General features: G+C 30.6%; 35 protein-coding genes and 9 pseudogenes. 11 read left to right on the top strand and 33 right to left on the bottom strand.

The window, feature by feature from the left end; all coding sequences use genetic code 11:
- Positions 1-503: 503 nt before the first annotated feature.
- Positions 504-671 (bottom strand): hypothetical protein, encoded by a 168-nt coding sequence (locus PL321_RS08480; protein ID WP_273964178.1) that lies wholly within the window; start codon positions 669-671, stop codon positions 504-506.
- A complete protein-coding gene (locus PL321_RS08475) occupies positions 668-979 on the bottom strand; it encodes a hypothetical protein (RefSeq protein ID WP_273964177.1) in 312 nt (103 codons plus the stop codon). Before PL321_RS08475 ends, PL321_RS08480 begins: the two co-directional genes overlap by 4 nt.
- Positions 980-1,051: 72 nt before the next feature.
- Here PL321_RS08475 and PL321_RS08470 point away from each other — a divergent pair.
- From PL321_RS08470 to PL321_RS08440, 7 genes and pseudogenes are all read left to right on the top strand, one after another.
- Positions 1,052-2,967, top strand: a pseudogene (locus tag PL321_RS08470) (NAD(+) synthase).
- 89 nt (positions 2,968-3,056) lie between these two features.
- The gene (gene tnpA, locus PL321_RS08465) at positions 3,057-3,299 is read left to right on the top strand and encodes an IS66 family insertion sequence element accessory protein TnpA (protein ID WP_273962111.1); all 243 of its coding nucleotides are present in this window, start codon (positions 3,057-3,059) and stop codon (positions 3,297-3,299) included.
- A 213-nt stretch (positions 3,300-3,512) separates the two neighbouring features.
- Positions 3,513-3,734: an IS66 family insertion sequence element accessory protein TnpB gene (gene tnpB / locus PL321_RS08460; protein WP_273964477.1), complete on the top strand. Its 222-nt coding sequence runs from the start codon at positions 3,513-3,515 to the stop codon at positions 3,732-3,734.
- Between the two features lie 92 nt (positions 3,735-3,826).
- Positions 3,827-4,171 carry a transposase gene (locus PL321_RS08455; protein WP_273964176.1) on the top strand — a complete coding sequence of 115 codons (345 nt, stop codon included), beginning with the start codon at positions 3,827-3,829 and terminating at the stop codon, positions 4,169-4,171.
- Positions 4,172-4,176: 5 nt separating this feature from the next.
- Positions 4,177-5,039: pseudogene (tnpC, locus tag PL321_RS21235) on the top strand (IS66 family transposase).
- Complete coding sequence (locus tag PL321_RS21230; protein WP_443110763.1) at positions 5,009-5,323, top strand: IS66 family transposase; 315 nt, start codon at positions 5,009-5,011, stop codon at positions 5,321-5,323. Before tnpC ends, PL321_RS21230 begins: the two are co-directional and overlap by 31 nt.
- Positions 5,242-5,457, top strand: coding sequence for a transposase domain-containing protein (locus PL321_RS08440; protein ID WP_273963010.1), 216 nt, complete (start codon positions 5,242-5,244; stop codon positions 5,455-5,457). Before PL321_RS21230 ends, PL321_RS08440 begins: the two co-directional genes overlap by 82 nt.
- A gap of 207 nt (positions 5,458-5,664) precedes the next feature.
- On the opposite strand, the gene PL321_RS08435 is transcribed toward PL321_RS08440, so the two are convergent.
- The 28 genes and pseudogenes from PL321_RS08435 to PL321_RS08295 all read right to left on the bottom strand — a co-directional run bounded on the left by PL321_RS08435 (position 5,665) and on the right by PL321_RS08295 (position 22,659).
- Positions 5,665-6,603: an ISL3 family transposase gene (locus PL321_RS08435; protein WP_337961026.1), complete on the bottom strand. Its 939-nt coding sequence runs from the start codon at positions 6,601-6,603 to the stop codon at positions 5,665-5,667.
- Complete coding sequence (locus PL321_RS21225) at positions 6,576-6,737, bottom strand: transposase family protein (protein WP_443110716.1); 162 nt, start codon at positions 6,735-6,737, stop codon at positions 6,576-6,578. Before PL321_RS21225 ends, PL321_RS08435 begins: the two co-directional genes overlap by 28 nt.
- Positions 6,738-7,066: 329 nt before the next feature.
- Positions 7,067-8,397: pseudogene (locus PL321_RS08425) on the bottom strand (replicative DNA helicase).
- Between the two features lie 11 nt (positions 8,398-8,408).
- Positions 8,409-10,227, bottom strand: a pseudogene (gene lonC, locus PL321_RS08420) (Lon family ATP-dependent protease).
- A 65-nt stretch (positions 10,228-10,292) separates the two neighbouring features.
- Positions 10,293-10,739 (bottom strand): 50S ribosomal protein L9, encoded by a 447-nt coding sequence (gene rplI, locus PL321_RS08410; RefSeq protein WP_273964172.1) that lies wholly within the window; start codon positions 10,737-10,739, stop codon positions 10,293-10,295.
- A 96-nt stretch (positions 10,740-10,835) separates the two neighbouring features.
- Positions 10,836-11,102: a DHHA1 domain-containing protein gene (locus tag PL321_RS08405; RefSeq protein ID WP_273964171.1), complete on the bottom strand. Its 267-nt coding sequence runs from the start codon at positions 11,100-11,102 to the stop codon at positions 10,836-10,838.
- Between the two features lie 79 nt (positions 11,103-11,181).
- Entirely contained in the window at positions 11,182-11,664 is a 483-nt protein-coding gene (locus PL321_RS08400; protein WP_273964170.1) for a DHH family phosphoesterase, read from the bottom strand.
- A gap of 50 nt (positions 11,665-11,714) precedes the next feature.
- Positions 11,715-12,104: a hypothetical protein gene (locus PL321_RS08395; RefSeq protein ID WP_443110762.1), complete on the bottom strand. Its 390-nt coding sequence runs from the start codon at positions 12,102-12,104 to the stop codon at positions 11,715-11,717.
- 50 nt (positions 12,105-12,154) lie between these two features.
- Positions 12,155-12,406: a hypothetical protein gene (locus tag PL321_RS08390; protein WP_273964168.1), complete on the bottom strand. Its 252-nt coding sequence runs from the start codon at positions 12,404-12,406 to the stop codon at positions 12,155-12,157.
- The gene (locus PL321_RS08385; RefSeq protein ID WP_273964167.1) at positions 12,403-12,711 is read right to left on the bottom strand and encodes a hypothetical protein; all 309 of its coding nucleotides are present in this window, start codon (positions 12,709-12,711) and stop codon (positions 12,403-12,405) included. Before PL321_RS08385 ends, PL321_RS08390 begins: the two co-directional genes overlap by 4 nt.
- A 25-nt stretch (positions 12,712-12,736) precedes the next feature.
- Positions 12,737-13,579, bottom strand: a complete 843-nt coding sequence (locus PL321_RS08380) for a YybS family protein (RefSeq protein ID WP_273964165.1) — start codon at positions 13,577-13,579, stop codon at positions 12,737-12,739.
- A complete protein-coding gene (locus PL321_RS08375) occupies positions 13,549-13,698 on the bottom strand; it encodes a hypothetical protein (protein ID WP_273964163.1) in 150 nt (49 codons plus the stop codon). Before PL321_RS08375 ends, PL321_RS08380 begins: the two co-directional genes overlap by 31 nt.
- Positions 13,699-13,700: 2 nt before the next feature.
- Positions 13,701-14,024, bottom strand: a complete 324-nt coding sequence (locus tag PL321_RS08370; protein ID WP_273964162.1) for a MazG-like family protein — start codon at positions 14,022-14,024, stop codon at positions 13,701-13,703.
- A gap of 96 nt (positions 14,025-14,120) precedes the next feature.
- A complete protein-coding gene (gene rpsR, locus PL321_RS08365; protein WP_027308689.1) occupies positions 14,121-14,360 on the bottom strand; it encodes a 30S ribosomal protein S18 in 240 nt (79 codons plus the stop codon).
- A gap of 30 nt (positions 14,361-14,390) precedes the next feature.
- A complete protein-coding gene (locus tag PL321_RS08360) occupies positions 14,391-14,834 on the bottom strand; it encodes a single-stranded DNA-binding protein (RefSeq protein ID WP_273964161.1) in 444 nt (147 codons plus the stop codon).
- Positions 14,835-14,853: 19 nt separating this feature from the next.
- Positions 14,854-15,141 carry a 30S ribosomal protein S6 gene (rpsF, locus tag PL321_RS08355; RefSeq protein WP_027308691.1) on the bottom strand — a complete coding sequence of 96 codons (288 nt, stop codon included), beginning with the start codon at positions 15,139-15,141 and terminating at the stop codon, positions 14,854-14,856.
- An 84-nt stretch (positions 15,142-15,225) separates the two neighbouring features.
- On the bottom strand, positions 15,226-15,438 hold the full coding sequence (locus PL321_RS08350) for a DUF951 domain-containing protein (RefSeq protein WP_273964160.1): 213 nt from the start codon (positions 15,436-15,438) through the stop codon (positions 15,226-15,228).
- Entirely contained in the window at positions 15,439-15,642 is a 204-nt protein-coding gene (locus PL321_RS19860) for a mechanosensitive ion channel family protein (protein ID WP_337961133.1), read from the bottom strand.
- Entirely contained in the window at positions 15,639-16,058 is a 420-nt protein-coding gene (locus PL321_RS19855) for a mechanosensitive ion channel family protein (RefSeq protein ID WP_337960997.1), read from the bottom strand. The genes PL321_RS19860 and PL321_RS19855 overlap by 4 nt, the downstream gene beginning before the upstream one ends.
- A gap of 40 nt (positions 16,059-16,098) precedes the next feature.
- The gene (locus tag PL321_RS08340) at positions 16,099-16,284 is read right to left on the bottom strand and encodes a hypothetical protein (protein ID WP_273964159.1); all 186 of its coding nucleotides are present in this window, start codon (positions 16,282-16,284) and stop codon (positions 16,099-16,101) included.
- Between the two features lie 32 nt (positions 16,285-16,316).
- Complete coding sequence (locus tag PL321_RS08335; protein WP_273964158.1) at positions 16,317-16,574, bottom strand: DUF3343 domain-containing protein; 258 nt, start codon at positions 16,572-16,574, stop codon at positions 16,317-16,319.
- Between the two features lie 13 nt (positions 16,575-16,587).
- A complete protein-coding gene (gene yedF / locus PL321_RS08330) occupies positions 16,588-17,166 on the bottom strand; it encodes a sulfurtransferase-like selenium metabolism protein YedF (RefSeq protein WP_273964157.1) in 579 nt (192 codons plus the stop codon).
- Between the two features lie 69 nt (positions 17,167-17,235).
- Complete coding sequence (locus PL321_RS08325; protein WP_273964155.1) at positions 17,236-17,742, bottom strand: ANTAR domain-containing response regulator; 507 nt, start codon at positions 17,740-17,742, stop codon at positions 17,236-17,238.
- 13 nt (positions 17,743-17,755) lie between these two features.
- Positions 17,756-19,067: pseudogene (gene glnA, locus PL321_RS08320) on the bottom strand (type I glutamate--ammonia ligase).
- A 116-nt stretch (positions 19,068-19,183) separates the two neighbouring features.
- Positions 19,184-20,482: an L-cysteine desulfidase family protein gene (locus PL321_RS08315; RefSeq protein WP_273964154.1), complete on the bottom strand. Its 1,299-nt coding sequence runs from the start codon at positions 20,480-20,482 to the stop codon at positions 19,184-19,186.
- A 170-nt stretch (positions 20,483-20,652) separates the two neighbouring features.
- Positions 20,653-21,500: pseudogene (locus PL321_RS21220) on the bottom strand (sigma-54 interaction domain-containing protein); the annotation flags it as partial.
- Positions 21,501-22,219: 719 nt separating this feature from the next.
- Positions 22,220-22,369 (bottom strand): hypothetical protein, encoded by a 150-nt coding sequence (locus PL321_RS08300; protein WP_273964153.1) that lies wholly within the window; start codon positions 22,367-22,369, stop codon positions 22,220-22,222.
- Positions 22,366-22,659 (bottom strand): ArsR/SmtB family transcription factor, encoded by a 294-nt coding sequence (locus tag PL321_RS08295; RefSeq protein ID WP_273964152.1) that lies wholly within the window; start codon positions 22,657-22,659, stop codon positions 22,366-22,368. Before PL321_RS08295 ends, PL321_RS08300 begins: the two co-directional genes overlap by 4 nt.
- 71 nt (positions 22,660-22,730) lie before the next feature.
- Here PL321_RS08295 and PL321_RS08290 point away from each other — a divergent pair, with 71 nt between their 5' ends.
- The 4 genes and pseudogenes from PL321_RS08290 to PL321_RS21215 all read left to right on the top strand — a co-directional run bounded on the left by PL321_RS08290 (position 22,731) and on the right by PL321_RS21215 (position 24,410).
- Positions 22,731-23,123 (top strand): hypothetical protein, encoded by a 393-nt coding sequence (locus tag PL321_RS08290; RefSeq protein WP_273964151.1) that lies wholly within the window; start codon positions 22,731-22,733, stop codon positions 23,121-23,123.
- Positions 23,124-23,185: 62 nt separating this feature from the next.
- Positions 23,186-23,773, top strand: a complete 588-nt coding sequence (locus tag PL321_RS08285) for an AI-2E family transporter (RefSeq protein ID WP_273964149.1) — start codon at positions 23,186-23,188, stop codon at positions 23,771-23,773.
- 78 nt (positions 23,774-23,851) lie between these two features.
- Positions 23,852-24,136 (top strand): DUF1256 domain-containing protein, encoded by a 285-nt coding sequence (locus PL321_RS08280; RefSeq protein ID WP_337961132.1) that lies wholly within the window; start codon positions 23,852-23,854, stop codon positions 24,134-24,136.
- 38 nt (positions 24,137-24,174) lie between these two features.
- Positions 24,175-24,410 (top strand): annotated as a pseudogene (locus PL321_RS21215) (DUF1256 domain-containing protein).
- 68 nt (positions 24,411-24,478) lie between these two features.
- Here PL321_RS21215 and PL321_RS08270 read toward each other — a convergent pair.
- The 3 genes and pseudogenes from PL321_RS08270 to PL321_RS08260 form a co-directional block, all read right to left on the bottom strand.
- Positions 24,479-24,733 carry a YkuS family protein gene (locus PL321_RS08270; RefSeq protein ID WP_273964147.1) on the bottom strand — a complete coding sequence of 85 codons (255 nt, stop codon included), beginning with the start codon at positions 24,731-24,733 and terminating at the stop codon, positions 24,479-24,481.
- 45 nt (positions 24,734-24,778) lie between these two features.
- A pseudogene (locus PL321_RS08265) lies at positions 24,779-25,265 on the bottom strand (DUF4446 family protein).
- A 45-nt stretch (positions 25,266-25,310) separates the two neighbouring features.
- Positions 25,311-26,106 (bottom strand): annotated as a pseudogene (locus PL321_RS08260) (ParB/RepB/Spo0J family partition protein).
- Between the last annotated feature and the right edge of the window lie 20 nt (positions 26,107-26,126).

Here is a 26,126-nt window from a genome sequence, read left to right as displayed (position 1 = left end):
CAACGAAAAATCGAATAATATTATTATTGAATTATATATTTTTCGTTAATTAGCGTACATTAATCTTGTAGATAATAATAATAGTTCCAACTATAACGTATATAAGCCCTACTGCATTGTAGGGCTTATATAAACAGTAATGATATTATAAGAGCACTTATTATCATTCCTATATTAAATATGATTTTATAGTTTTTATTATTCTTATATTTAACACGTAAATATAATGAAAAAACTCCATTTAATAAAAAACTATTAACGTTACTATTCTAAAATAAGTGTTTCGTAATATAGGAGATTTTCCTTCTAATATCATTAAAACTATTAAAAGACCTATTAAATTAATCGACATTACTATTTTATATACAAAACTACTTATCTTAACCTCCTCAGCCTCATCCCTATGCTCTTCGTTTATCCCCTTTATATATCTCTCTGTGCCATCTCCAATTCTTGTTTTTGATATTTTAGAGCATATAATCTCTATTATTTCTCTGCTTTTTCTATCTTTCTGCTGTCAATACAAAGATTTTTTTAAAATCCAGCTTAATATCCTTATCCTTTCCCATTTCCCTCTCTGTTGCCTGTGGAAAAGTACCTCTAATAATCCATCTTCCACCCTCTTTATACTTATCCACAATAAAGGTTAAAAAAGCTCCTGGTTTATTCACAGTTTCCACAAGATATATGTTGTTAAAGTATATAACTCTATCGCTTTTTTAGACTCACCATAGTATTCTACCCTGTCATTGTGGATAATAACCCTTATCCTGTTTACCCTTTTGTACATAAAAATCCTGAGTATTATCACTAAAATAGAAGTTAAAATATTTTCAACGCCTATATTTTTCCCACTTAATAAAGGAATAATACCTATGGATACACCAAACATTACAAGCAGTAAACTCTCAATCTTTGCACTTTTCGTTGCTCTATACATTATATCACTCTCCTCAATAGTAAAAGTTCTATCTAACATTAATATATCCTTCTTACCAAAATTAAAAATTTGTAGTAAATTAGAATTAGATACTAAAGAGGGAGTGATACTGTGAATAATTTTGGTTTCATAAAGGTGGCAGCATCTTCACCTAAGCTAAAAGTTGCTAATCCCTTTTATAATGCAGAGGAAATAAAAATATTATATTAGAGGCAGATAAAAATTCAGCAAAGATAATTGTATTTCCTGAACTTAGTATAACCGGATACACCTGTGCTGATTTATTTTCCCAAAAAAATTAATAAACGACGCCTATACAGCACTAAAAAACATTATAGAATCAACAAAGCATACAGATATACTTTGTGCTGTTGGAACGCCTATTTTAGTAAACCATATACTTTTAAATTGTGCAGTTGTATTTAAATCTGGAAAAATACTCTCCGTTGTACCTAAAATGTATATCCCTAATTACCGAGAATTCTATGAAAAAGATGGTTTTCTTCTGGATTTGAGGTTGAAAGCCTTGAGGAGATAACTTTATTAGACCAAAAAGTTCCCTTTGGAAATGTGATAATTGAAGATAAAAACTTAGACTTAAGAGTTGGTGTTGAGATATGTGAGGATGTATGGGCACCTATACCTCCAAGTAGTTTTCTTTGTATAAATGGTGCAAATATAATATTAAACCTATCTGCCAGCAATGAAGTTGTTGCAAAGTCAGATTATAGGCGTGAGCTCATAAAGGGCCAAAGTGCAAGATGCATATGTGGATATATATATGCCTCTGCATCAGTTCACGAATCGACAACTGATTTGGTCTTTAGCGGAGACCTATTAATATGTGAAAATGGTTCTCTATTAAACTCTTCACAAAGGTTTAAAAGAGAGAGTCAAATTATATATTCCTACATAGATATAGACAGATTAAACTCCGAAAGACAAATTAACAAGACATTTATAGATAGCCTAAAAATCTCTAATATAAAACCTCAAACAGTCTATATTAACTTTAATAAAATTAATATCGAAGGTTTTGACAGATATATTTCTAAAACTCCTTTTATACCCTCCAATAAACAAGAAATAGACATTAGATGTAATGAAATATTTAATATTCAGGTTGCAGGTTTATCAAAGCGTTTTGAACATACGGGACTTAAAAAGGCTGTTATAGGTATCTCTGGTGGACTTGATTCTACCCTTGCTCTTCTTGTTACCTATAAAACCTTTAAGGAATTAAACATACCTTCTCAAAACATTATTGCTATAACAATGCCTGGCTTTGGAACAACAGATAGAACCTATACAAACGCTGTTAATCTAATTAAATCTCTTGGATGTACTTTAATGGAAATAAATATTAAAGATGCGTGCCTACAGCACTTTAAGGATATTGGACACGATAAAGATATACACGATTTAACCTATGAAAATACTCAAGCAAGAGAAAGAACTCAAATACTAATGGATATAGCAAATAAAATAGGTGGAATAGTTGTTGGTACTGGCGACCTTTCTGAACTTGCACTTGGATGGTGTACATATAACGGAGATCATATGTCAATGTATGCTGTAAATGCAAGTATACCAAAAACACTTATTAAATTTTTAGTAAATTGGTATGCTGAAAAAACAGAAGATAAGAAAACACAAGACATACTAAAGGATATATTAGATACACCAATAAGCCCAGAACTTCTTCCCCCTGATAAAGAGGGTAATATAAAACAAAAACAGAAGATGCAGTAGGTCCCTATGAACTTCACGATTTCTTTATTTTCTATGCTGTAAGATACAATATGCCTCCTGAAAAGGTACTATTCCTGGCTGAATATGCCTTTTCCGATAAATATGATAAGGAATATATAAAGAAGTGGCAAAATGTATTTTATAGAAGATTTTTCTCTCAACAGTTTAAACGTTCTTGTATGCCTGATGGCCCTAAAGTTGGAAGCGTATGCTTCTCCCCAAGAGGAGACCTTAGAATGCCCTCAGATGCTGATTCAAGTATATGGTTAGTATAATAAAAAGTAAGCGTCAAAAATTAAGTACCTAGATATCTCATCCTCCCATTGATAGAATAAAAGCAAATATTATTAATGGGAGGTAATTTATGGGTAAAAGAATGAGTCATGCTAAATGGGAAGAATATATAAAGAAATTTGAATCATATAATGGTTCAATAACAGTAAAGGATTTTTGTATAGAAAATGACATTTGTAAAACACAATTCTATTACCATAGAAAAAGATTGCAAAAGGAAGAATCAAATGATAGAAAAGACATTGTATTTCACGCTATTCCATTAGCTATACAAGATGAGCAAAAGAAACTGCTAAATTATCAAAAGAAGTAAAAATTACCGTAGGTAATGTAACTGTAATCATTCCTTCTGATGAAGTCAATCTAATATCTAAAATAATAAAGGAATTATCTATATCATGCTAAATATAGAAAAAGTACAAACAGTTTATCTTGCCTGCGGCTTTACGGATTTAAGAAAAAGTATAGATGGTCTAGTAATGATAGTCCAAAGTCAATTGAAGCTAGACCCATTTGAAAAAGCCTTATTTGTTTTTGCAACAAACAAATGGATAAATTAAAGATTCTGCATTTTGACGAAGGCTTTTGGTTATATTATTATCGTTTAGAAGCTAATCGCTTTAAATGGCCATCAAATCCACAAGAAGCATTAAAAGTTAATATAGAAGAATTACGTTGGCTTTTAAAAGGTTACGAAGTAAGAACAGTATCTAAATTTAAACCTATAAAACCAAGTAATTATTTTTAATAGAACATAAAAAGTCCTTGAGAAACCTTTATTTTCAAGGACTTTTATGATATAATTAATTTGTAAAATAAATTCTAAAGAGGTACTTTACGATGAATCACGAAATTTTAACTAATGAAATAGATGATACTACAAAAGCATTAATAGAAAAGATGGAAGAAGAAATCAATGCGAAATCAAAGGAATTAAGTCAAAAAGATGAAGAAATAAAAAATCTTAAAAATGAAATAGAATTTTTAAAGTCTATTATATCAAATAAGAATAAAAAGATATTTGGAACATCTAGTGAACAAGTAGATGCTAACCAACTATCTCTTTTTAACGAGGCTGAAAAACATAGTGATTCAAAAGCAGAAGAACCTACTTTAGAAGAAATTACATATAGAAGAGCTAAGAGAAATAACAGTACAGGTAAAAAGATAATCTTGCAAATTTAGAAAGAGTGGTTATTGAACATAAATTAGAAGGCGAAGACCTTAAATGCAAAGAATGTGGTGAAGATCTTGTTGAAATTGGTGTTAAATCTAGAAAGGAAATTATAAAGTATGTTCCAGCTAAACTTATAGTTGAAGAACATATTATATACAGCTACGCTTGTAAAGCTTGTGAAAAAGAAACAGGCGAAAGTAATATAATTTCAACGGAAGCTCCAAAGACTATTTTTTACAACAGCATGGCTTCACATGAATTGGTTGCACATACTCTTACTTTAAAATATCAACATGCTATACCACTTTACAGGCAGGAAACATATTTTGATATGATGGGAGCCACACTTTCAAGGCAAACTCTATCAAACTGGACTATGGCGGCAGCCAAAGCTCTAGAACCAATATATAACCACATGAAAAAAGAATTGTTAAGTAGAAATTATATTCATGCAGATGAAACTACTCTAACTGTAATTAATGATAATGGTACAGAGTCTAAATCTAAAAATATATGTGGTTATATATGAGTAATACTAATTCAAAGCCTGTAATTTTGTATGATTATCAAAATACCTGTTCAAGCTCTTGCCCTAAAAATTTCTTAGGAGATTTTAGTGGGTATCTTCAAACAGATGGTTATAGTGGCTATAACTCTGTTTCAAATGCTACAAGAGTGTACTGCTTAGCTCATATAAGAAGACACTTTTATAATATAATTGCAGAGCTGGATGAGGAAGCCCTAAAGGACTCTAGAGCTATAATAGGGTTTAATTTTTGTGAGCAAATTTATAAACTTGAAAAGAATTACGAGAATCTTATTCAAGTGATGAAAACTATTATGAAATTAGATATAAAATACGAGCTGAAAAATTAGCTCCGCTATTAGATGAATTTATAGATTATGTTGAAAGAGAAATACCTAATGCTCTTCCAAGAAGTCCATTAGGCAAAGCACTAGACTACGCTAAAAAACATTTACCTGGACTAAAGAATGTATTGCTTGATGGTTCTTTAGAAATTGATAATAATGCAGCAGAAAGAGCTATCAAACCTTTTGTAATAGGTAGAAAAAACTTTTGTTTGCAAATACAGCAAAAGGTGCAACATCTAGTGCTATTATATATAGTATTATTGAAACTGCCAAGGCTAACAATATAGTTGTAGAAAAGTATTTAGTCTATTTGTTTGATAACCTATCAAAAATAGATATGCAAGATAGCGATAGCTTAGGTAATCTTATGCCTTGGTCTCATAAAATACCTGAAGATATGAAAATTAAAGATAAGAAATAAATTAATCCTAGTAAAGCTTATTTGCCTTACTAGGATATTTGGCTCTTTGTCAATAGTTGGGGCGGGCATTAGATTAGAATGCCTGTCCTTTCTTATTTGATAATGATTTTAGCAAGATAGATAGGATGAGGGGAGTTTACCCTTAAAAAATTGCACGACAAAAAGACCAACGATAGTTGGATTTCCTAAAATACAATATTTAACAGATTATTTATTACAACAATGAAGAATTCTATTCCTGAATCTATCAAAATTTCTATAGCCGAAGGCTATTCTTTTAATAACTTTGATTTTATTATTAAATCCTTCTATACAAGCATTTGTATAAGGAATATCAAAAGAATTACAAATCTCATTAAAATATCTGATATAGGTATTTGCACATCTTTTCAATTCATTGATACCACTATTTTGTGCAAGTTTAATCCAATCTTTTAAGAGGACACGAGCTTCGTTAGAAGAAGGTGAAGCATCAATAATACTCAATAACTTTTCCTTTAAAGTGTGGGCAATTGCTAATTCACTATTATAAGAAAACATAACTTGTAAAGCTAACTTTGAATCTGTATCAAGTAAGCCATATCTTTTTAAAATAAGCTTTTTACTTCTTTTAAAGTATTTTCTTAATTTAATTGATAGTTCTCTTTGGATACGTTTTCTTACCGCTTCTACTGCCCATATGACTTGTCTAATATAGTGAAATTTATCTATAACAATTACAGCATTTTTGAAATAAGTTTTAGCTAAATCAATATAGGGTTGCCACATATCACAAATAAAGTGTGTAACGCTATCGCGATTTTTAATTTTTCTAAAATAATCTATAAGAATATGCTCTTTTCTATCTTTAATAATGTCTAGTATTTTATGATTAACAGGATCGACTATTGCACAATGATATTTAGAACCACCAGAGTTACCTTTAAATTCATCTATAGATATTATTTTAGGTAAATTAGTAGGAGAAGAGTAAGATACATTATCAAAAATACGTTTTATAGTATCGATAGATAGATTAGTTTTTCTAGCAACTGATGTCATACTATATTCATTAGATAATTCATAAATTACAAACATAGCTAATCTATTAGTTATTCTATGATAACGAGGTAAAAATTCTATATGTTCATAAAATTTTTGCCGCAGGCATTACAACGATATCTACGTTTTTTAAGAATGATAAAAGTATGTTTAAAGAATAAGGGTATGTCTTTAATACGCTGAATTCTATAATCGTGAACTCTTGTAACTTTGGAATTACAATTAGGGCAAGTACAAATTTTTTTCTTAGTTTCTAAGTATATCTCAATGTACGTGTCATTATGAATAATCTTTTTATAATAACATCTTTAAAACCTAATAAATTTTTGATAGAATTATTAGTGTGCACTTGATGGATGCCTCCTTTCAGGTAAGGTTTTTGTTTGGTTATTTTAATTTTACCAGGTGTCTAATCAGGTGCACATATTTTTTGTAAAAAATATGCTGGGTCTACGCCCCAACATTTATTATAGAACCGGATATTTTAATGTCTTTTTATAAAAGTTGTAGGTGCTAAAATTTTGACGCTTACATAAAAAAGCAAAAGGTGTGTTGCACCTTTTGCTTTTTACACATTATGGTACTTATCCAGATTTCCAAACTTAGTATATTGTCCAAGCCAAGCAAGTTCAACAGTTCCCGTTGGACCATTTCTTTGCTTTGCAATAATAACTTCTGCTATATTCTTCTTTTCCGATTCCTTGTTATAGTATTCATCTCTATATAAAAACATAACAAGGTCAGCATCCTGCTCTATAGAACCTGATTCTCTAAGGTCTGATAGAATTGGCCTGTGGTCTGATCTTGCCTCTGGTGCACGAGAAAGCTGGGATAATGCAATTACAGGTGCATTCATCTCCTTAGCAATAGCCTTTAATGACCTTGATATTTCTGAAACTTCCTGCTGTCTACTTTCAGATTTCTTACCTCCACTCATAAGCTGAAGGTAGTCTACCATTATTAAATCAAGGCCCTTTTCCATCTTTAATCGCCTACATTTAGAACGCATCTCCATTATTGAAATACCTGGTGTATCATCAATAAATATTGAAGCCTTTGCCATAGGGCTTGCTGCTCTTGCAAGTCTTAGCCAATCCTCATCATCTAAATCCCCTGTTCTAAGCTTTAGCATATCAACATTTGCCTCTGCACAAAGCATTCTATATACAAGCTGTTCCTTTGACATCTCAAGACTAAATATAGCTACGCTTTTGAATCTCTAAGTGCAGCGTGAAGAGCTATATTTAATACAAAGGCAGTTTTACCCATTGATGGTCTTGCCGCAACCAGTATAAAATCTCCCTTTTGAAAACCAGATGTTTTTTATCTAAATCAATAAAACCAGAAGGTATTCCTGTTGTATCCCCTTTAAATTTGTATACGTGTTCTATTTGTTCAAAACTTCTCTCTAATATAGGCTTTATTGATTCAAAATCCTCATTTTTCTTTTTTGAGATATATCAAATATACTTTTTCTGCATCACTTAAAACCTCTTCTACATCATCCTGTTCATTATAGCATTTATCCATAATTCTATGAGATGCAGATATTAAGCTTCTAAGTAGATACTTTTCCTCAACTATCTTTGCATAGTGCTTAGCATTTGATACTGCAGGTACTGAGGAGATAAGGTCACTTATATAAGAAATTCCTCCAACTACCTCAAGCAAATCTCTTCCCTTTAAAGTATCAATCAATGTTATTGTATCAACAGGTTTTCCATCATTGTGTATTTCCATTATAGTTTTATACAGAACTCTATGTCCCTCTTTATAAAACTCATCACCTGTTAGTATTTCAGACACTTCATAGATAATATCATTTTCTATTATCATAGCACCAAGTACAGACTGTTCTGCCTCAATATTATGTGGAGGAACTCTTAACTGTGTTTCCATTTCCTCACCTCCTAATATACAATATCAAGTACTTCATTAATATGGTCTACAGGTATAATATTAGCCTCTTCAATGTTTATTGGAACATCCTTTAAATTTTCCTTTGGAATAATAATATTCTTAATTCCTCCCTGAAGAGCCCCATATATCTTCTCAGGTATTCCTCCAACAGGCTTAATACTTCCAGTTAGAGATATTTCACCTGTTATTGCAATATCCTGTCTTAGAGGTTTTTCTTCAATTGCACTTAAAATAGATAGTGTTATAGCAAGTCCAGCAGAAGGACCATCTATATTTCCTCCGCCCACAACATTAACGTGAACATCATAATTTGAAATATCTTCTCCAGTAATCTGTCTTATCACAGTTGCTGCATTAAAGACAGAATCCTTAGCCATAGTTCCAGCAGTATCATTAAACCTTACTGTACCTGAAGGCGAATCCTTTTTAAAGGCTACTGCCTCTATTTCAAGAACAGAACCTAAAAATCCATATACACCAAGTCCATAAGTCTTTCCTATTTCCTTAGTCTCCTTTGAATAATTTTTAAACTGAGGAGTTAATCTTGACAGTGCAGCAACCTCATATACATCTTGAAGGGTTATTGTAATATTTTCTGTTCCCTCTTTTGAACAACATATCCATATACATCAGCAAGTATATTAACAGCCTTTCTTCCTTCAAGCGTATATTCGCTTATTGCATCAGTTGCCCTATCTTCTATATTAATTTTTAACTTATTTGCTGCATTTAAAACAATCTGCTTAATGTGCTTTTTAGTCAAAGGTTCAAAATACACCTCGGCACATCTTGACCTTAATGCAGGGTTTATTTCACTTGGATCCCTTGTAGTTGCACCAATTAATATAAAGTCAGCTGGTGCTCCTTCATTAAATAGTTTCTTTATATAAAGAGGCACACTTTCATCATCAGGATCATAATATGATGATGAAAACTCAACCCTTTTATCTTCTAATACCTTTAATAGTTTGTTTTGGAGCATTTCATCCATTTCTCCAATTTCATCAATAAAAAGAACACCACCGTGGGCCTTTGTTACAAGTCCAAGTTTTGGTTCTGGGACTCCTGTTTCTATAAAATCCTTTTTGCTCCTTGATATATAGGATCGTGCACAGAACCTAAAAGAGGACTTGTTATCTCTCTTGGGTCCCACCTTAATGTTGTTCCATCAACTTCTACAAAGGGTGCATCCTCATTAAATACAGACGTCTTAAACTCCTTTGCAATCTTAAGTGCCAGTCTTGCTGCTGTTGTTTTTCCAACACCTGGAGGACCATAAAGTATTATGTGCTGTGGGTATGGTGAACAGAGCTTTGATACAAGTGCTGTTAAAGCTCTTTCCTGCCCTACTATTTCATCCTTATTTTCAGGCCTTAAGAACTCCATTATTGATTTTGAAAGTTTTATTGTATCAAGCTTTTGTAATTCCACAAGTTTCTTTAATGTCTTGCTGTTTTCTGAACCATTTTTCTTTTTAATTATGCTTAGCTTTACTTCCTCTATAAGCTTGTCTTGTTTTTCAAGAAGATATTTTTCAACCTCTCCGTCTATTTCATCCTCAACGTGTCTTAAAGCTATTTTTTTGAGAGTTCCTTTTTATCTCCTGAAGACATTCTATAGGATTATCTATATAATCCTCCTTCTTTAAAATTAACCTTTGTAAAACAAATATTTTGTCTTCTACTTTATCACTTTTATACTGCTTTTTAGATTTAATTTCTTTAACACATCATTTACATATTTTTCACCATATAGCTTATTTAATAGTTCCTTAAGTGCTTCAACCTGTACATCAATGTCATTCATCATATTTGTAAAATTATTTTTTAAATCAATTGCTAAGTTATTTCTTTTATTCAATCAAATACTCCTCTCTATTTTTGTAAAATAGATACCTTAAGCTTTCCCGTAACCTCTGGATATACCTTAACATCAACAGTGTATACTCCAGCAATCTTTATTGCTTCAGGTAAATCTATCTTCTTCTTATCAATATCTATATTGTGTTGTTTCTTTAATGCATCTGCTATATCCTTTGATGTTACTGAACCAAAAATCTTACCATTATCTCCAACCTTTACAGCAACTTCAACAGTCAATGTAGCTAACTTCTTTACAAGCTCCTGTGCAGCCTTTATCTCTTCTCTTTTCTTTTCAGCTTCCTTTGCCTTTTGTTCCTCTAAAACCCTTAAGTTGCCCTCTGTTGCTTCAACTGCAAGCTTCTTTGGAAATAGAAAATTTCTTGCATATCCATCTGATACATTTATTACCTCATCCTTTTTACCTACACCCTTAATATCAGCCTTTAATATTACCTTCATCTTTCGTCACTCTCCTTAAAGTATTTTTTATTGATTCTAATAACAACAATTTTGCGTCCTGTATATCAACATTGCTAAGTTGAGCACCTGCTATGGTCATATGACCTCCGCCCCTAAATTTTCCAATATCAGCTGTACATTAATACCACCTAAAGATCTTCCACTTATTACAACCTCATTATCTAATTTTGCAAGTACAAAGGATGCTTCGACACCCTCTAAAGTTAAAAGTTCATCTGCAGCCTGCGGTATTACCAAATGATTTTTAACTATACCATCATATACTGCAATTGCTATTTTATCATTTATTTCTGCATTTGCAACTAATTTTGTCCTTTCTTTATATGTTTCTAAATCATCCATAAACAACTTTTTTACCTCTATTATATCTACTCCATTTTTCTTTAAAAAACCTGCTGCTTCAAAGGTTCTAACTCCTGTTTTAAATGAAAAGTTTTGTATCCATATATATACCTGCCATTAGTGCTTGAAGCTCTAAAGGTTCAATTTGAGGTTTTTCTTTTAGATATTGAAGTATTTCTGTAACAAGTTCACAGGTTGAACTTGCATAGGGCTCAATATAGTTCATAGTTGCTTTTTCAATAAAATCTGCACTTTTTCTATGGTGATCAATTATTACTATATTTTTGGCATAATCTACAAGTTCTGGGCACTCCAACAAATTTCTTCTATGAACATCCACAATGATTAAAAGTGCACCTGCCATCACCTTTTGTAATGCTAATTCGCTTTTAATAAAAACTCCATTATATTGTCCAGACTTTATAACCTTCTCCATCATTTTTTCAATTGAACTATTAACAGTATTCAAAACTATATAGGCTTCTTTACCACATAATTTTACGCCTCTATACATCCCAAGGGAAGCCCCTAAACAATCTATATCAGGAACTTCATGCCCCATAATTACAACTTCTTCTGTCTGTTCTATTAAATCTGAAATAGCGTGGGCAATTACTCTTGCCCTAACCCTTGTTCTTTTTCAACTTCCTTTGTCTTTCCACCATAGAAGGATAACCTATCGCCATCTTTAACAACAGCCTGGTCTCCTCCTCTACCTAATGCCAAATCCTTTGCTGCAACTGCAAATTGATGTGTTTTTGCAATTGTTTCTCCATTTCTACCTAAACCAATACTTAACGTTACAGGTATTTTATTTCCTACATCAATCTCTCTTATTTTATCTAATATATCAAACTTATTTTCTACTAACACATCAAAATAGTGGCTTTCAAACACTAATATATATTTATAGTTGTCATACTTTCTTATCAATGCATCTATGGAATAGGCAAATGCATTAATTCTATTATCTATCTCTGCAAGAAGTGTAGGTCTGTTTATATCCTCTGTACTTTTTATGACTTCATCAAAATTATCAACCTCTAAAAGTGCTACAATAGATTTTTTTCATTATACATATCGTATAAAGTATAATAATTAGTATAGTCAATAAAATAAAGCAAAAATATATATCTATCCTTTTCCTTTTCTGCCTCAACCGGACTGACCAAAACATTAAATATCTTATCTTTAATTGCTACCTTTTCAAAGAAATATTCTTTATTTTTTAATATTAAATTTGAATCAAAATTCTTTATGAATTCCCTTATATCCTTGCCATATAAATTAATTTTTGTATTCATATAAAAAGAGAATTTGCCCAAAGAATTTTACCACTACTATCTACTATAACAAGAGGAATAGGAATTTTGGATAGTGTGTTCTTACCAGCAATGTCAATATCCGCCGAGAGAGTCTCTACAAACTTTGAAAACTCCTGGCTTCTTATTTTATTTATCTTTAAATTATAGTATATAAGATAAGCATAAATAACTAAACCTATAATGCCTATAGGATAGTTATAAAACATTAAAAAGGCTAAAAGAATAGCTATAAATAACATATAAAGTTTTGTATTTGGAAAAAATCTATAAAATTTATTATCCATAAATATCTCCTCCTGCGAGGAATTTTTATTTTCTTATTCTCCTATAATCAAGTTTCCTGTAGTTAAATATATAATCCATAATACCTATTATAAATACAATATTAGCAAGTGGCGAAGTCATAACAAAGAAGATTATCAAAAACCTTAAAAATCCCTTCATCTCTCTCTTTATTAAATAAAAATCAATTGCCGCAATGCCATTTATAGTAAATATAAAACTAAATAAAATTTGTGCGTTAAAATAATATGATAGTGCATTTGGGAAATTTGTTACTACAAGTATATAACTAATTAATACAATCACTAATATTGCCGTTGCAAGTTTAACAGGAATATACCACTGTGAAAGTGTTTTTACCTTTTCTACCTTATAACCAAATCTATTAAATATTTTGTACGCAAATAGGTAACTAATAAGTGCACTTAACAATGAATATAAAAGCACTGTCACTGGGAATACCATTGTAATAACTTCTGAGCTTGGTATCAGCCTACTTAATAACGCATCTATCTGCTCTTTTGGTACTCCTAATCCTACATATAATTTTCTTGTCATTTTTGAGGCTTCTTCTATCATCTGTATCATAGATTTCAATAAATCCTGTCCTAAAATTAAATTAGACAGTTTAATAAGTATTGCTGTTGATATAAATACAACTACAGCCATAAAAGTAAATGTAATTGCAACTGACTTTTTATTTTTTATACAATAGCCCATTACAAGTCCAAGTGCACCATATATAATTGCAAATGTAACTGCAGTAATTGGATCAACCGTAAAAGCAACAATTGCACCTGTTGCAATAACAGATAATAGACTATACTTAAAATTATGTCTTAAAAGGTCAATGCTATAGGTATTGGCCATAAAAATATGCCTACAAAGTATATAAAAGGAATGTATATACTGGCTAAAATTAATACAACATTTATAGCTGTAAACAAACCTGCTTCTACTATCGAGCGAGTTGATGTTCTATCTTTCATAATCAAACCTCTCTTCCTTCTCTAATGTAAGATATAAGCTTTGCACAGTCTTGATACTGTGTATCTGCCTCCTCCTTTAAAAGTCCAAGCTTTAGCTTCTTTATTACCTTTTCATCTATTTCTGAAAAGCTAATACCTAATCTTCTTCCAAGCATATAGGATAATATTATTATTTCTGATAATTCATCTGTTATTTCATCGGTACTTGATTTATTTCCCTTTGCCATACTTGTAAAAAGATCTGCAACTGATGAAAGTAAAAATGCTTTGTAGTTTTCAATAAGTTTTATATTATCTAATATATTAAGTTCATCGGCATTAAACATATAAATCCCCCAAAAATTTCTATGTTTACATTAATACAATTATAGCATATTTATTATTAATGTAAAATAAAAAGTGCCTAAATTTTAGGCACTTTATTATTCTGCTGTATATGGAAGAAGAGCTATATTTCTTGCTCTCTTTATTGCTATTGTTAGTTCTCTTTGATGCTTTGCACAGTTTCCTGTGATTCTCTTTGGAAGAATCTTTCCTCTTTCTGTGATGTACTTCTTAAGCTTTGCTACATCCTTGTAATCGATGTATTCAACTTTATCCATACAGAAAGCACAAACTCTCTTTTTCTTTCTTTGCTTAAAGTTTCCTTTTGCGTTTGCCATTTTTCTACCCTCCTTACCTCAAGAATTAGACTAGAATGGAACTTCTTCTTCTCCATCAACTGGAATAAAATCTCCACCGTTATAATCATCGATAGGAGATTCATAGCTTTGGCCGTACATGCCTGAAGCTCCTCTTTGTGCCGAACCTCCGTCCTTTGGCCAATCTAAAAATTTAACCTCATCCGCAACAACCTCTGTAATATATCTTGTGCTTCCATCTTGAGCCTGATATTTTCTTGTTTGAATAGACCCAGATACTGCCACAAGCCTTCCTTTGTTTAGGTTGTTTGCAACATTTTCAGCAAGTTTTCTCCAACAAATAACTGGTATAAAATCTGCTTCTCTTTGTCCATTTTGACCTACGTAATTTCTTTCTACTGCAACAGTAAAGGTGGCTACGGCAATACCAGACCCAGCTGTAAATCTAAGATCAGGGTCCTTTGTCAATCTGCCAATTAAAACAACCTTATTCACTTTAAACACCACCTATAAATTACTTTTGTAAATTAACAACAAGATGTCTTATAACGCTATCGGAGATTCTTAGCACTCTGTCTAATTCCATTGGTAGTTCGGAATTAGCTGAGAAGTTCATAAGTACATAGTATCCTTCGTTAACGTGGTTTATTTCATAAGCAAGCTTTCTCTTGCCCCACTCGTCTATATTTTCTACTTCTCCACCACCATTAACAACAACGTTCTTGAACTTCTCTACGTTTGCCTTTATTTCTTCTTCAGTTAGGTTTGGTGCTAAAACATATAGTGCTTCGTACTTTCTCATTATCGTTCACCTCCTCCCTCCGGACTAAACGGCTCATAAAATGAGCAGGGATTACAACTTCTCTATATTAACACATTATTAATATTAAGTCAAGTCACTATTTTCTTCAACTGCTGATTTTATTATCCTCTTTACAGACTTTTCGAATTTTGCCCTTGGAAGCATAACTATCCTTCCACAGCCTGTGCATTTTATTTTTATGTCTGCACCAAGCCTTATAACTTCCCACGTCTTACTTCCACAGGGATGTTCCTTTCTTGTCTCAACTATATCGCCTAAATTAAATACCTTTACCAACTACTTTCCTCCTTCCTTGCTATATATAACTCTTCTTGGATATGGTATCTCAATTCCTTCTTTGTCTAATCTATATTTTATTCTTCTTCTTAGTTCCATTTCAATAGCCCACTGTCTCATTGGAATAGTCTTTGCTACCACTCTTATAGTTATACCAGATTCACCTAATTTTACAACTCCAAGAACATCTGGACCTTCTACTATGTCTTGTAAATCTTTTTTACTTCCTCACAAACTTCTTTTATAACAGAGATTGCGTGATCTATATCTTCTTCATAGGCAATATCTACATCAACAAGAGCCCTCATATTACCTCTTGTTTTATTTGTAACCTTAGATATTGTTCCATTTGGTATTATGTGCAAATCTCCTGAAAAATCTCTTAGTTTTGTTACTCTAATACCAATAGTTTCCACAAATCCTGATAAACCATCTATAACAACATAATCACCTACTGCAAATTGATCCTCAAACAATATGAAAACTCCTGATATTATATCCTTAACTAAATTTTGTGCACCAAAACCTATTGCAACACCAGCAACTCCAGTTACTGCAATAACTGTTTTTATATCAAATATCCATATAGCTGCAACAAAATACATTGTATATCTTAGCAAACTCTTAAAAAGCTCCTGAAGCGTTGCAGCCTTTTTTCATTTAAACCAAACTTAGACTTCTTTTGCCTTTCAAAAATGAATGAATTATCTTTTCACCTATCTTTATTATTACTAAACATATTACTATTATTGCAATCGCCTTAAAAAATTTCAAAGAACCTTCTATAATTTTTTCTTGTGTTAAATTACTCTCAACTGCCTCTTTAAATTTATTAACTATATTCATAATATCACCTCCTTAAAATTTGAGATTAAGACCTATGGTCTTAATCTCTCAAGTTTCTTTACATCATCCTTTATATAATTATATACTTCCTTAATTCTTATCTTACCTACTTTAACAAGTTCATCTATTTCTTTAAGATTTTCAATTTGAGTTAAAATAGATATTCCACAACTTAATGTAATTTCTCTGGGAGTTGGTATTATTTGAACATTAAGATTTAGCTGTTTTAATACTGATTCTGCTTGTATTGCAAAGTTTGTGCTTTCAAATGTAACTATAATATATTCCATATACACATCAACCTCATATTTTAATAGTATTTGCTGCCTCGTGCATCTTTTCAACTATTGTATACATATTGGATACAGTACCTATTTTTAATTTATCGGATAAATTATAAAAATTCAAGCACGTTCCGCAGGATAATATTTCTACTCCCTGTTCTTCTAAAACCTTTAAACTTTCTAAAACCTCAGAACCTTCAGTAGTTAATTTTACTCCTGCATTGATGAATATTAATGTTTTGGGCTTTTTATCAACCTCTGTTAAAGAATATATGTAGCTCTTCATTAACGTTCTACCTAATACATCATCTCCGTGTCCAAAGCAATCTGTTGTTATAGCTATTACAATGTTTTTATCATCCTTATCTAAACTGTTTTCTTTAATCTGTGTCTTTTTAATAATTACGTGTATTCCTTCACTATCTTCCTTTATACTATACTCAAGTCCATAGCTTTGTGCAAGTTTAGATACATTTTCCTTAGCTCCTTGATTGTCTACTAAAACTTCAATTTCACCACTAACCATATTATCTATTTCCTTCTTTGTCATAATTACAGGTCTTGGACAAGCAAAACCTCTACAATCAAGCTTTTTCATTATTATCCCCTCCATTTTTATTACTACCTTCAATTATATCAATTATTGCCTGGGCAATTCTATACATACTTAACCCTTTATCCATACTTTTTTTCTAATATATTCATAGGCTTTGTCTTCAGTTAAGTTGTACTTCTTCATTATTAATCCCTTAGCCTTATCAATAAGCTTTCGTTCCTTTAGTTTTCTATCCATATCCATTAAATTTTTGTAGTTAAAATATGCTGACTCTATTGCATATCTTAAACTTGTAGCATTAAAGGGCTTTTGAATATATGCAAATACTAATTTATTTTTTAATCTATCAAAATATTCATCTATACTTCCTTTTATAGTTATAATACAAGGGCATATACCTTGTTTTTCAACTACATCACTTATCTCAAAGGCAGACATACCTCTTAAATTTACATCTATTATAGCAACATCAGGATTTATACTTCTTATTTTTCTTAAAAGTGATGAACCTGATTTTTCAGTTGCAACTACATTAAATCCCATTTGCACTAACATTATCTGAACAGTTTTTAATATTTCTTCATCATTATCTGCTAAAGCTATTTTAAGCCTATCCATATTTAGCCCCTCATCAATACTTTGTTAAATATCTTTCTACTTCCCAAGATGTAACTACACTTTTGTATTCCTTCCATTCCATCTCTTTTGCCTCAATAAATCTATTATATACGTGGCTTCCTAACGCCTCTTTTATAATATCATCCCTCTTTAGTTCTTTTATTGCCTCCCTAAGTGATTGAGGCAGTAAATCTAAACCTACTTCTTGTCTTTCCTCATCAGTAAGTTCATATAAATTTCTATCTACAGGTTCAGAAGGTTTTAATCCTTTTTTATACCATCTAATCCTGCCTTTATTATAACTGCTAATGCTAAATATGGATTACAAGAAGGATCTGGACTTCTAAGTTCTATTCTTGCATTTTTATCTAACCTTGAAGGTACTCTAATTAAAGGACTTCTATTTTTGCAAGACCAAGATATATACATTGGAGCCTCATAACCCGATACTAACCTTTTATAGCTATTAACATTGGGATTGGTTATTGCACATATAGCCTTTGCGTGCTCCATAATACCCGCTATAAAACTATATGCCTCTTTAGATAAATTCAGATTGTCATCTTTATCATAAAATATGTTTTTACCCTCTTTGTATACGTATATATTGGTATGAAGACCTGAACCTGGTATTCCGTATATTGGTTTTGGCATAAAAGTAGCGTGCAAACCGTGATTTTTAGCTATTTTCCTTACAACCTGTTTGAAGGTTACTATTTTATCTGCAGAGGCTAATGCATCATCATTTTTTAAATCTATTTCGTGCTGGCCCGGTGCAACCTCGTGATGTGATGCCTCAACTTCATATCCCATTTTATTAAGGGTTAAAACCATCTCTCTCCTTGCATTTTCTCCTAAATCTACAGGTGCTAAATCAAAATAGCTTGCATCATCGTGGGTTGTTAATGTTGGCTTACCAAATTCATCAGTATTAAATAAAAAAACTCACACTCAGGACCTATTTTTATGCTATATCCCATTTCTTTTGCTTCTTTTAATACCTTTTTTAAAACATATCTTGGATCTCCTTCAAAGGGCTTGCCCTCTGAATCATAAATATCGCAAATAAATCTTGCTTCTTTTCCAAAACTTGAGTACCAAGGATACACTAAAAATGTATTAATATCAGGATATAGATACATATCGGATTCTTCTATTCTAACAAAACCATCTATAGACGAACCATCAAAAACTATCTCGTTATTTAACGCTCTTTCAAGCTCACTTGTTGTAATGGCAACATTTTTCATTATTCCAAATATATCTGTAAACTGAAGATAAATAAACTCAACTTCTTCCTCTTTTATTCTGTTTAAAATATCCATTTTATTCAAATCTATCAACCTCCTTTTATTCTATTATAATATTCCAAAACAAAAACACCATTAACAATTTATAAACTATTGTTAATGGTGAAAATGTTAAAATACCTATACATAAATCAGCATACAGACTCGTATTCCTTCTTAAGCATTATGTTTATTATTGTTCTATCAACATTTTTCATTCCTTCTATAGTAAATACACCTAAATTTCTTATAGTAGCTTCTATATCACATCCTACAATTCCATTTCCACAAGGAACATAAACTCCTCTATTTGCAAGTAGTGCTGCTTTGTAGGCTGCAGCAGCTGCTGTAGATAGTTTTATAGCACATCCTGGCTTTGCACCATCACAAACTACACCACTTATATCCCCAACCATATTTTTAATTGTATACTCAAACTCCTTTTCTTTACCACCTAATAAATAACAAATACCACAGGCAGCACCTACTCCTGCTGCAACACCACAACCACAAACGCTTGATAATCTACCTGTAAACTGTTTTATATATATTGTTGTTATATGTGATATAGCAAGTGCCTTCACAAGTGTAATTTTATCTTTATTTAAAAGTTTAGAACAAACCGCAACAGGAATAATTGCAGTTATTCCGTGATTTCCTGAACCTGCACTACTCATAACAGGCATAAAACATCCCGCCATTCTTGCATCTGAAGCTGCTGCAGTCATCATTATTATATTATTCTGAATGTCATTGGATAAAATTCCTTCTTCAATCATTTTCCTATATCTTTTTCCTATTTCCATACCATAGCTGTTCTTTAGACCTTCCTCTGCAATTTCAATATTGACTTCAGCACCTTCTAATAAAAACTCTAATTCGTCATATTCCATTTCTTCTATGCATTTAATTAAATCTAATAGTCTATAATTTTTTAAATCATATTCAACCTTTGAATTACTTAAAGCTACCTCCCTATTTTCATATAAAACTCTTCCATTTGCCTCAAGATAAACTATATTGGAGTGCTTTTCCCTTATCTCACAAACACCTAAACCATTATTTGTATAAACTTCAACCCTTATATAAAAAGGTGCCTTTGAATCATCAACATCTATTCTAACTCTTCCCTCTTCAACTATTTTTTTAGCTTGCTTTTCGTGATTTAAATTTATATTTTTCAATACTTCAAGCTTTAATTTGCAGTCTCCTCCTACTGCACCTAATGCAGCTGCAATATGAAGTCCTACATTTTTAGTTCCAGGAATACCAACTGCAAAGGCGTTTTTAAATATATTTGAACTCACTATAACGTTTATATTATCTATTTCACCCTTTACTACACTATAAGCTGAAGCTGATGCAAGTGCAACTGCTACTGGTTCTGTACATCCTAATGCCAATACTACTTCTTGCTTTAGCACGTTTTTATTAAATTTCTCATACTGCAAACCTCCTAAATAACCTTACCTACATATATTACTGCAAAACACGTGCCAAAATAAAATAAACAATTTAAGGGACAATAAGTATCAAATTGATACTTATTGTCCCTTAAAACCACCTATTCAAATACCCTTTTCTTTAGTATCAAAATGATACTAAAAGTATCATTTTGATACTAATTTAATCCATACTCCTTTATCTTTCTAAACAAGGTCGCCCTTCCTATTCCTAATGCCTTTGCAGCTTCATCCCTTGAATTAAATTTTTCAAGTGCTTCTTTTATTAAATTTTTTCGTGATATTTTAGATCAAATATAGTCGCACCTTCTTGCTTTTTATTTTTTAGTTTTTCTGGAATTTTATCATAGGTTATAAATTCTCCATTTTCTATATTAACAAGATATTCTATTATATTTTCTAATTCTCTAACATTTCCAGGCCAATGGTAATTTAAAAATGCCTCATATACACCTTCATCAAAACCCTTTATATTCTTGTTGAGCTTTAAAGAGCACTTATTTAATATGTAATCCATAAGTACCTTAATATCCTCTCTTCTTTCCCTAAGAGGAGGTATTTTAATAGGAATAACATTTAACCTATAATATAAATCCTGCCTAAACTCTCCCTTTAACACCATTTCCTCTAAATTTTTATGTGTAGCTGCTATAATTCTAATATCAACTTCTATCTGCCTATTACTGCCTATTCTTTCGATATATTTTTCTTGAAGCACCCTTAAAAGTTTAACCTGTAAATGCAAAGGCATATCCCCTATTTCATCTAAAAAAGTGTTCCTCCCTGTGCAAGTTCAAATTTACCAATTTTACCTCCCTTTTGGCACCTGTAAAGGCTCCCTCTTCAAAACCAAAAAGCTCGCTTTCAAGAAGCGATTCTGGTATTGCTGCACAGTTTACCGCAACAAAGGGCCTTTTTTTCTTTTACTTTCATTATGTATAGCTCTTGCAAATAACTCTTTACCCGTTCCACTCTCTCCAAGTATCAATACTGTTGAGTCTGATTTTGATGTTTTCTTTGCTATATCTATAGCCTTTAAAAAATTATCTGAATTCCCTATAATACTATCAAATGTTGTATCACTATTTATAAGTGTCATATCTCTTATTATTTTACTAATATCCTTCATATTTTTTAAAGAAATAATAGTTCCTTGCAACTTATTACAATCAACTATCGGTTTTATAGAAACCAAAAAATTTCTATCCTCTATTCCAAACTGTATATTTTTTATCTCTTTACCTAAAAGGACATTCTTATATATATCCTCTTGTAGCAGTTTAGAAATAAATAGATTTATCTCTTCCTCCTTTAAAATTTCATTTACCATCTTGTTCTTGAATAAAATATTTTTATCTAAATCAACAGCAATAATCCCTTCATCAATTGAATTAATTATCGTTTCTATTTGTCTTATAATCAAGTTTTGTTTTTCACATATATTTAATTCAGAAATTTTAGTACTAATCATATCGCTCATTTTAGTTAAAAATTTTATTAAATTTTCCTTATTATTATTCAATTGCATCTTTTGTTGCTTTGAGAGTGCCACTAATCCAATTACTCCTACAACACTACTTTCAACTACGATAGGAGAACATACCTCTGCATATTCTATACAATTAATTTTATTTTCGCATTCAAGACATATTTCATCTTCCCTCGGATTATCTATTATTAATATCTTCTTTAATTCCATTGACTTTTTAAAGGCAGACTTATCCACTATCTTTTTCCAATCAAGTTTTTATACATTCCAGTTGCAGCCACCCTAATATTATTTGAATCAACTATTGTAACGTCAACACCAATTACGCTTTTTATAATATCTGCTATATTCTGAGCATAATCCTTAATATCCTTTAAGTTTTTCATATCAATTCCTCTTTTAATAAGGTCTCCAATATTTTAATAACCTTTTCATTGCATATGGAATAATTTATTTCAAGTCCATTTCTCCTTCCCTTTATAATACCTTTATTTTTTAAAATTCCAATATGTTGTGAAACAGTAGATTGTGGAATATTTAAACATCCTTGCATAGTAGTTACATTTTTTTCACCTTCAACATATAACCCCTTTAATATGCACAGTCTAATAGGGTGACCTATAACCTTTAAAATCTCTGCAGTTTCTAAGAATACTTGATTGTCTAAATTATTCATAATTTTCACCTCTTCCAGATGATTATTATTATTTATTGTGATATAATGTTAAAATAAAGGAGGTTTTATGTATGTTTGACAAATTATTTCTAATTAAATTAAGAAATTTTGCTATTTTCATAGCTATTTATACTTTAGTATTTTTTATATTTTTTTCAACCTTGTCCTATACACTTCCATTTGTTATAGGAATTATTGTTTCCTTAATTTCTTTACCATTAGTAAAATTTTTAAAACACAAATTAAAATTTAAGGATTCTATTGCATCATTAGCTTCTGTCCTTTTAGTCTATTCTATATTTATTTTATTACTGATTGGTATTTTCACAAAAATAACCTTTGAGATAAAACAACTTATATCTTCTATACCTAACGTTAACACATTTATTCCATACATTCAAGAATACTTTGATAAATTAAGATTATATTATGACACAATTGATCCAACTATTGTTCAAAAATAAATGAACAGATTACAAAGTTTGCATATACAAGTTTAGATATATCCTTAGCAGCACTAAATAAATTGTTGTCTATTATAATACAACTTCCTGTTATATTTTTAATACTTTTTGTTTCTCTTATATCTTCTTATTTCTTTAGTAAAGATATGCTAAACTTTAGAGCCTCAATATTAAATATATTTACACCTGATGGAAAAAGAAAATTTTCATTGATTGTTGAGGAATTAAATAAATCTTTAACAAGTTATATGAGAGCATATTCCTTTATTGTTACACTTACATTTTTAGAAACATATATAGGTTTTTCAATATTAAACATAAAGTATGCCTTAATATTAAGTATTATTTCTGCTATATTTGACGTTTTACCTATATTAGGAATTGGAGCAGTTTATACTGCTGTTGCTCTTTATTTTATAATAACTAAAAATTATATTATTGCTATTGGAATATTTATATTATATCTTTTAGTTACCGTTGTACGTCAAATATTAGAACCTAAACTTGTATCTGCCTCGCTTGGTCTTCATCCAGTTGCAGTTTTAGCTGCTATTTTTATAGGTATAAAGGCCTATGGTTTTATAGGTATGATATATCTCATTTTTCTAATGGTATTATATAACATATTAAAGAAAACAAAAATTTTATAGGAATATAAAACCTCCCATTTGGATAAACTTACTATATAGAAAAATGGGAGGTTTTACTATGTCTATAAATAATAATATATTTTTTCAACCAACATAAACAACATAAACTCCAGCTATCTACTTTCTAAAAAGTTAATAGAGGTAATTATAGATAATGACATATATAATAAAAAATTAGTTATACTTTGTATAGGTACAGACAGATCTACAGGAGATTGCTTAGGTCCCCTCGTTGGTTATAAACTCAACAGATTAACCTTAAACAAAAATATAGATATATTTGGAACCCTTAATACTCCCGTACACGCTAAAAATTTAGATGAACATATTGACTTTATATATAATAACATAAAAATCCTTTAGTTTTAGCTGTAGATGCATCTCTCGGAAAAACTGAAAATATAGGCAATATAAATTTAATAAAGGGACCTGTTTATCCAGGTGCAGGTGTTAACAAAAACTTCAGCCTATAGGAGATATAAGTGTAACTGGTATCGTTAATAGTTCTGGTTTTATGGAATATATAGTACTACAAAATACAAGATTAAGTATTGTAATGAAAATGGCTGAAGTTATAACAACAAGCATTTATATGGCTATAAAACAAATTTACAATTGTAAAGTTGCAATAGAATAGATATATTATTTTCTTGAACATACCACTTATTCCCCGCAATTATAAAACTGATTTTTTATACGATTTGACTAAAATAGAGGTGAATAGGTTCTATTATTAATGGCATACAGAATTTCTTTCATACTTTTATTATCTATATTTATAAGAAGTGCTCCTCTATCAGATGTTTTTATATGATTTGTTAAATTAGATAAACCAAGTTCTTCGTCCTTATAAATATATACATCTGAAGGTACACCCTCACTAAATTTATGAACATTATAACCCAAACTCTCTAAATTCAATATTACTTCCCTTAGATTATCCTGAACACTTATAATCATAAAAGCACCTCCTGTTTTTATTATTTCACAGGAGGTGCTTTATTATTACTTAAGTGCCTGTTCTAATGCTTGTTTTTCTTCGTCTGACAAATCATATTTAGAAATACCATTTTCTATAGGTTTTGCAAAGGTAGTGCACTCGCTTCTTCCAAAAGACCAGTAAGTACTATTCCATCATTATTTTCATCTAAAAGTGCAACTGAAAAACTTAAATCACTTCCTACATCATCAAAGGCTCTATATCTTACAATACCTACTTTTTGTATGCATTTTTTAATCTTTGGTTTACATCATTGTATAATTGTGTGTTTTTATTAACCTCTTCTAATGCCTTATCAATATTATCTGTATATTGCATTATTAATTCTTCTAAATTTTTATTATTGTTACCCTTCATTAACCTTCTATAACGCTTTTCTATTCTGTTAAGCTCTACTCTGTTTAATATTTCTAAAAATAAAATTAAAAGAACTAATATTAATATACCTATGTTAATAAAAAGGCCATAAGCCTGAAAAAGTTTTTTATAAATTCCATAAAATCAACCCCTTTTTTATGTTTCACGTGAAACATTTTGTTATAAATTTAATATATCTAATATTCTTTGTAAATCGTCTTCGCTATAATATTCTATCTCAATTTTCCCTTTTTTCTACCCTTATTTATGCTTACCTTTGTACCAAAGACATTCTTCAATCTATCTTCAATATCCTTGATATATATATCTTTTACTTCTTTTTTTCTTTTTATCCATCATATTATTAAAATTTTGAATTAACTTTTCTGTTTGCCTTACATTCAATCCTTCATTTACAACCTTTATTGCTATTTCATACTGATTATTTTTATCTTCTATTCCTGCAATAACTTTACCGTGTCCCTCAGTTATATCTAAATTTAAAATCATATCTATTACTCTTTTATCTAAATTTAAAAGTCTTAAAGAGTTTGTAATTGCAGGTCTTGATTTTCCAAGCCTTTTAGCTAACTCATCCTGAGTTAAACCAAATTCATCAATAAGCTTTTTATATGCAAGAGCCTCTTCAATAGGGTTTAAATCCTCTCTTTGTATGTTTTCTATTAATGAAATCTCCATTACTTCCTTTTCACTAATTTCCTTTTCTATAACAGGTACTTTTTTAACCCTGCAAGCCTTGCTGCACGCCATCTTCTTTCTCCTGCAATAATTTTAAAATATTCACCTTCTTTTTTACTATTATAGGCTGTATTATACCGTGTTCCTTTATTGATTGTGCCAATTGTTCTATTTTTTCTGTGTCAATATTTTTTCTTGGCTGTTCCTCGTTTGGAAAAACATCATTTATATCGACTTCCTTTACACCCTCTTGGCCTTTATTTTCAACTTCTGGTATTAGAGCACCTAATCCCTTAC

The sequence above is a fragment of the Caloramator sp. mosi_1 genome (genome assembly GCF_028622835.1).
Taxonomy (GTDB): Bacteria; Bacillota; Clostridia; order Clostridiales; family Caloramatoraceae; genus Thermobrachium.
The sequence above is the reverse complement of the archived record's forward strand: the minus strand, read 5'-3'. Positions and strand labels throughout refer to the sequence as shown.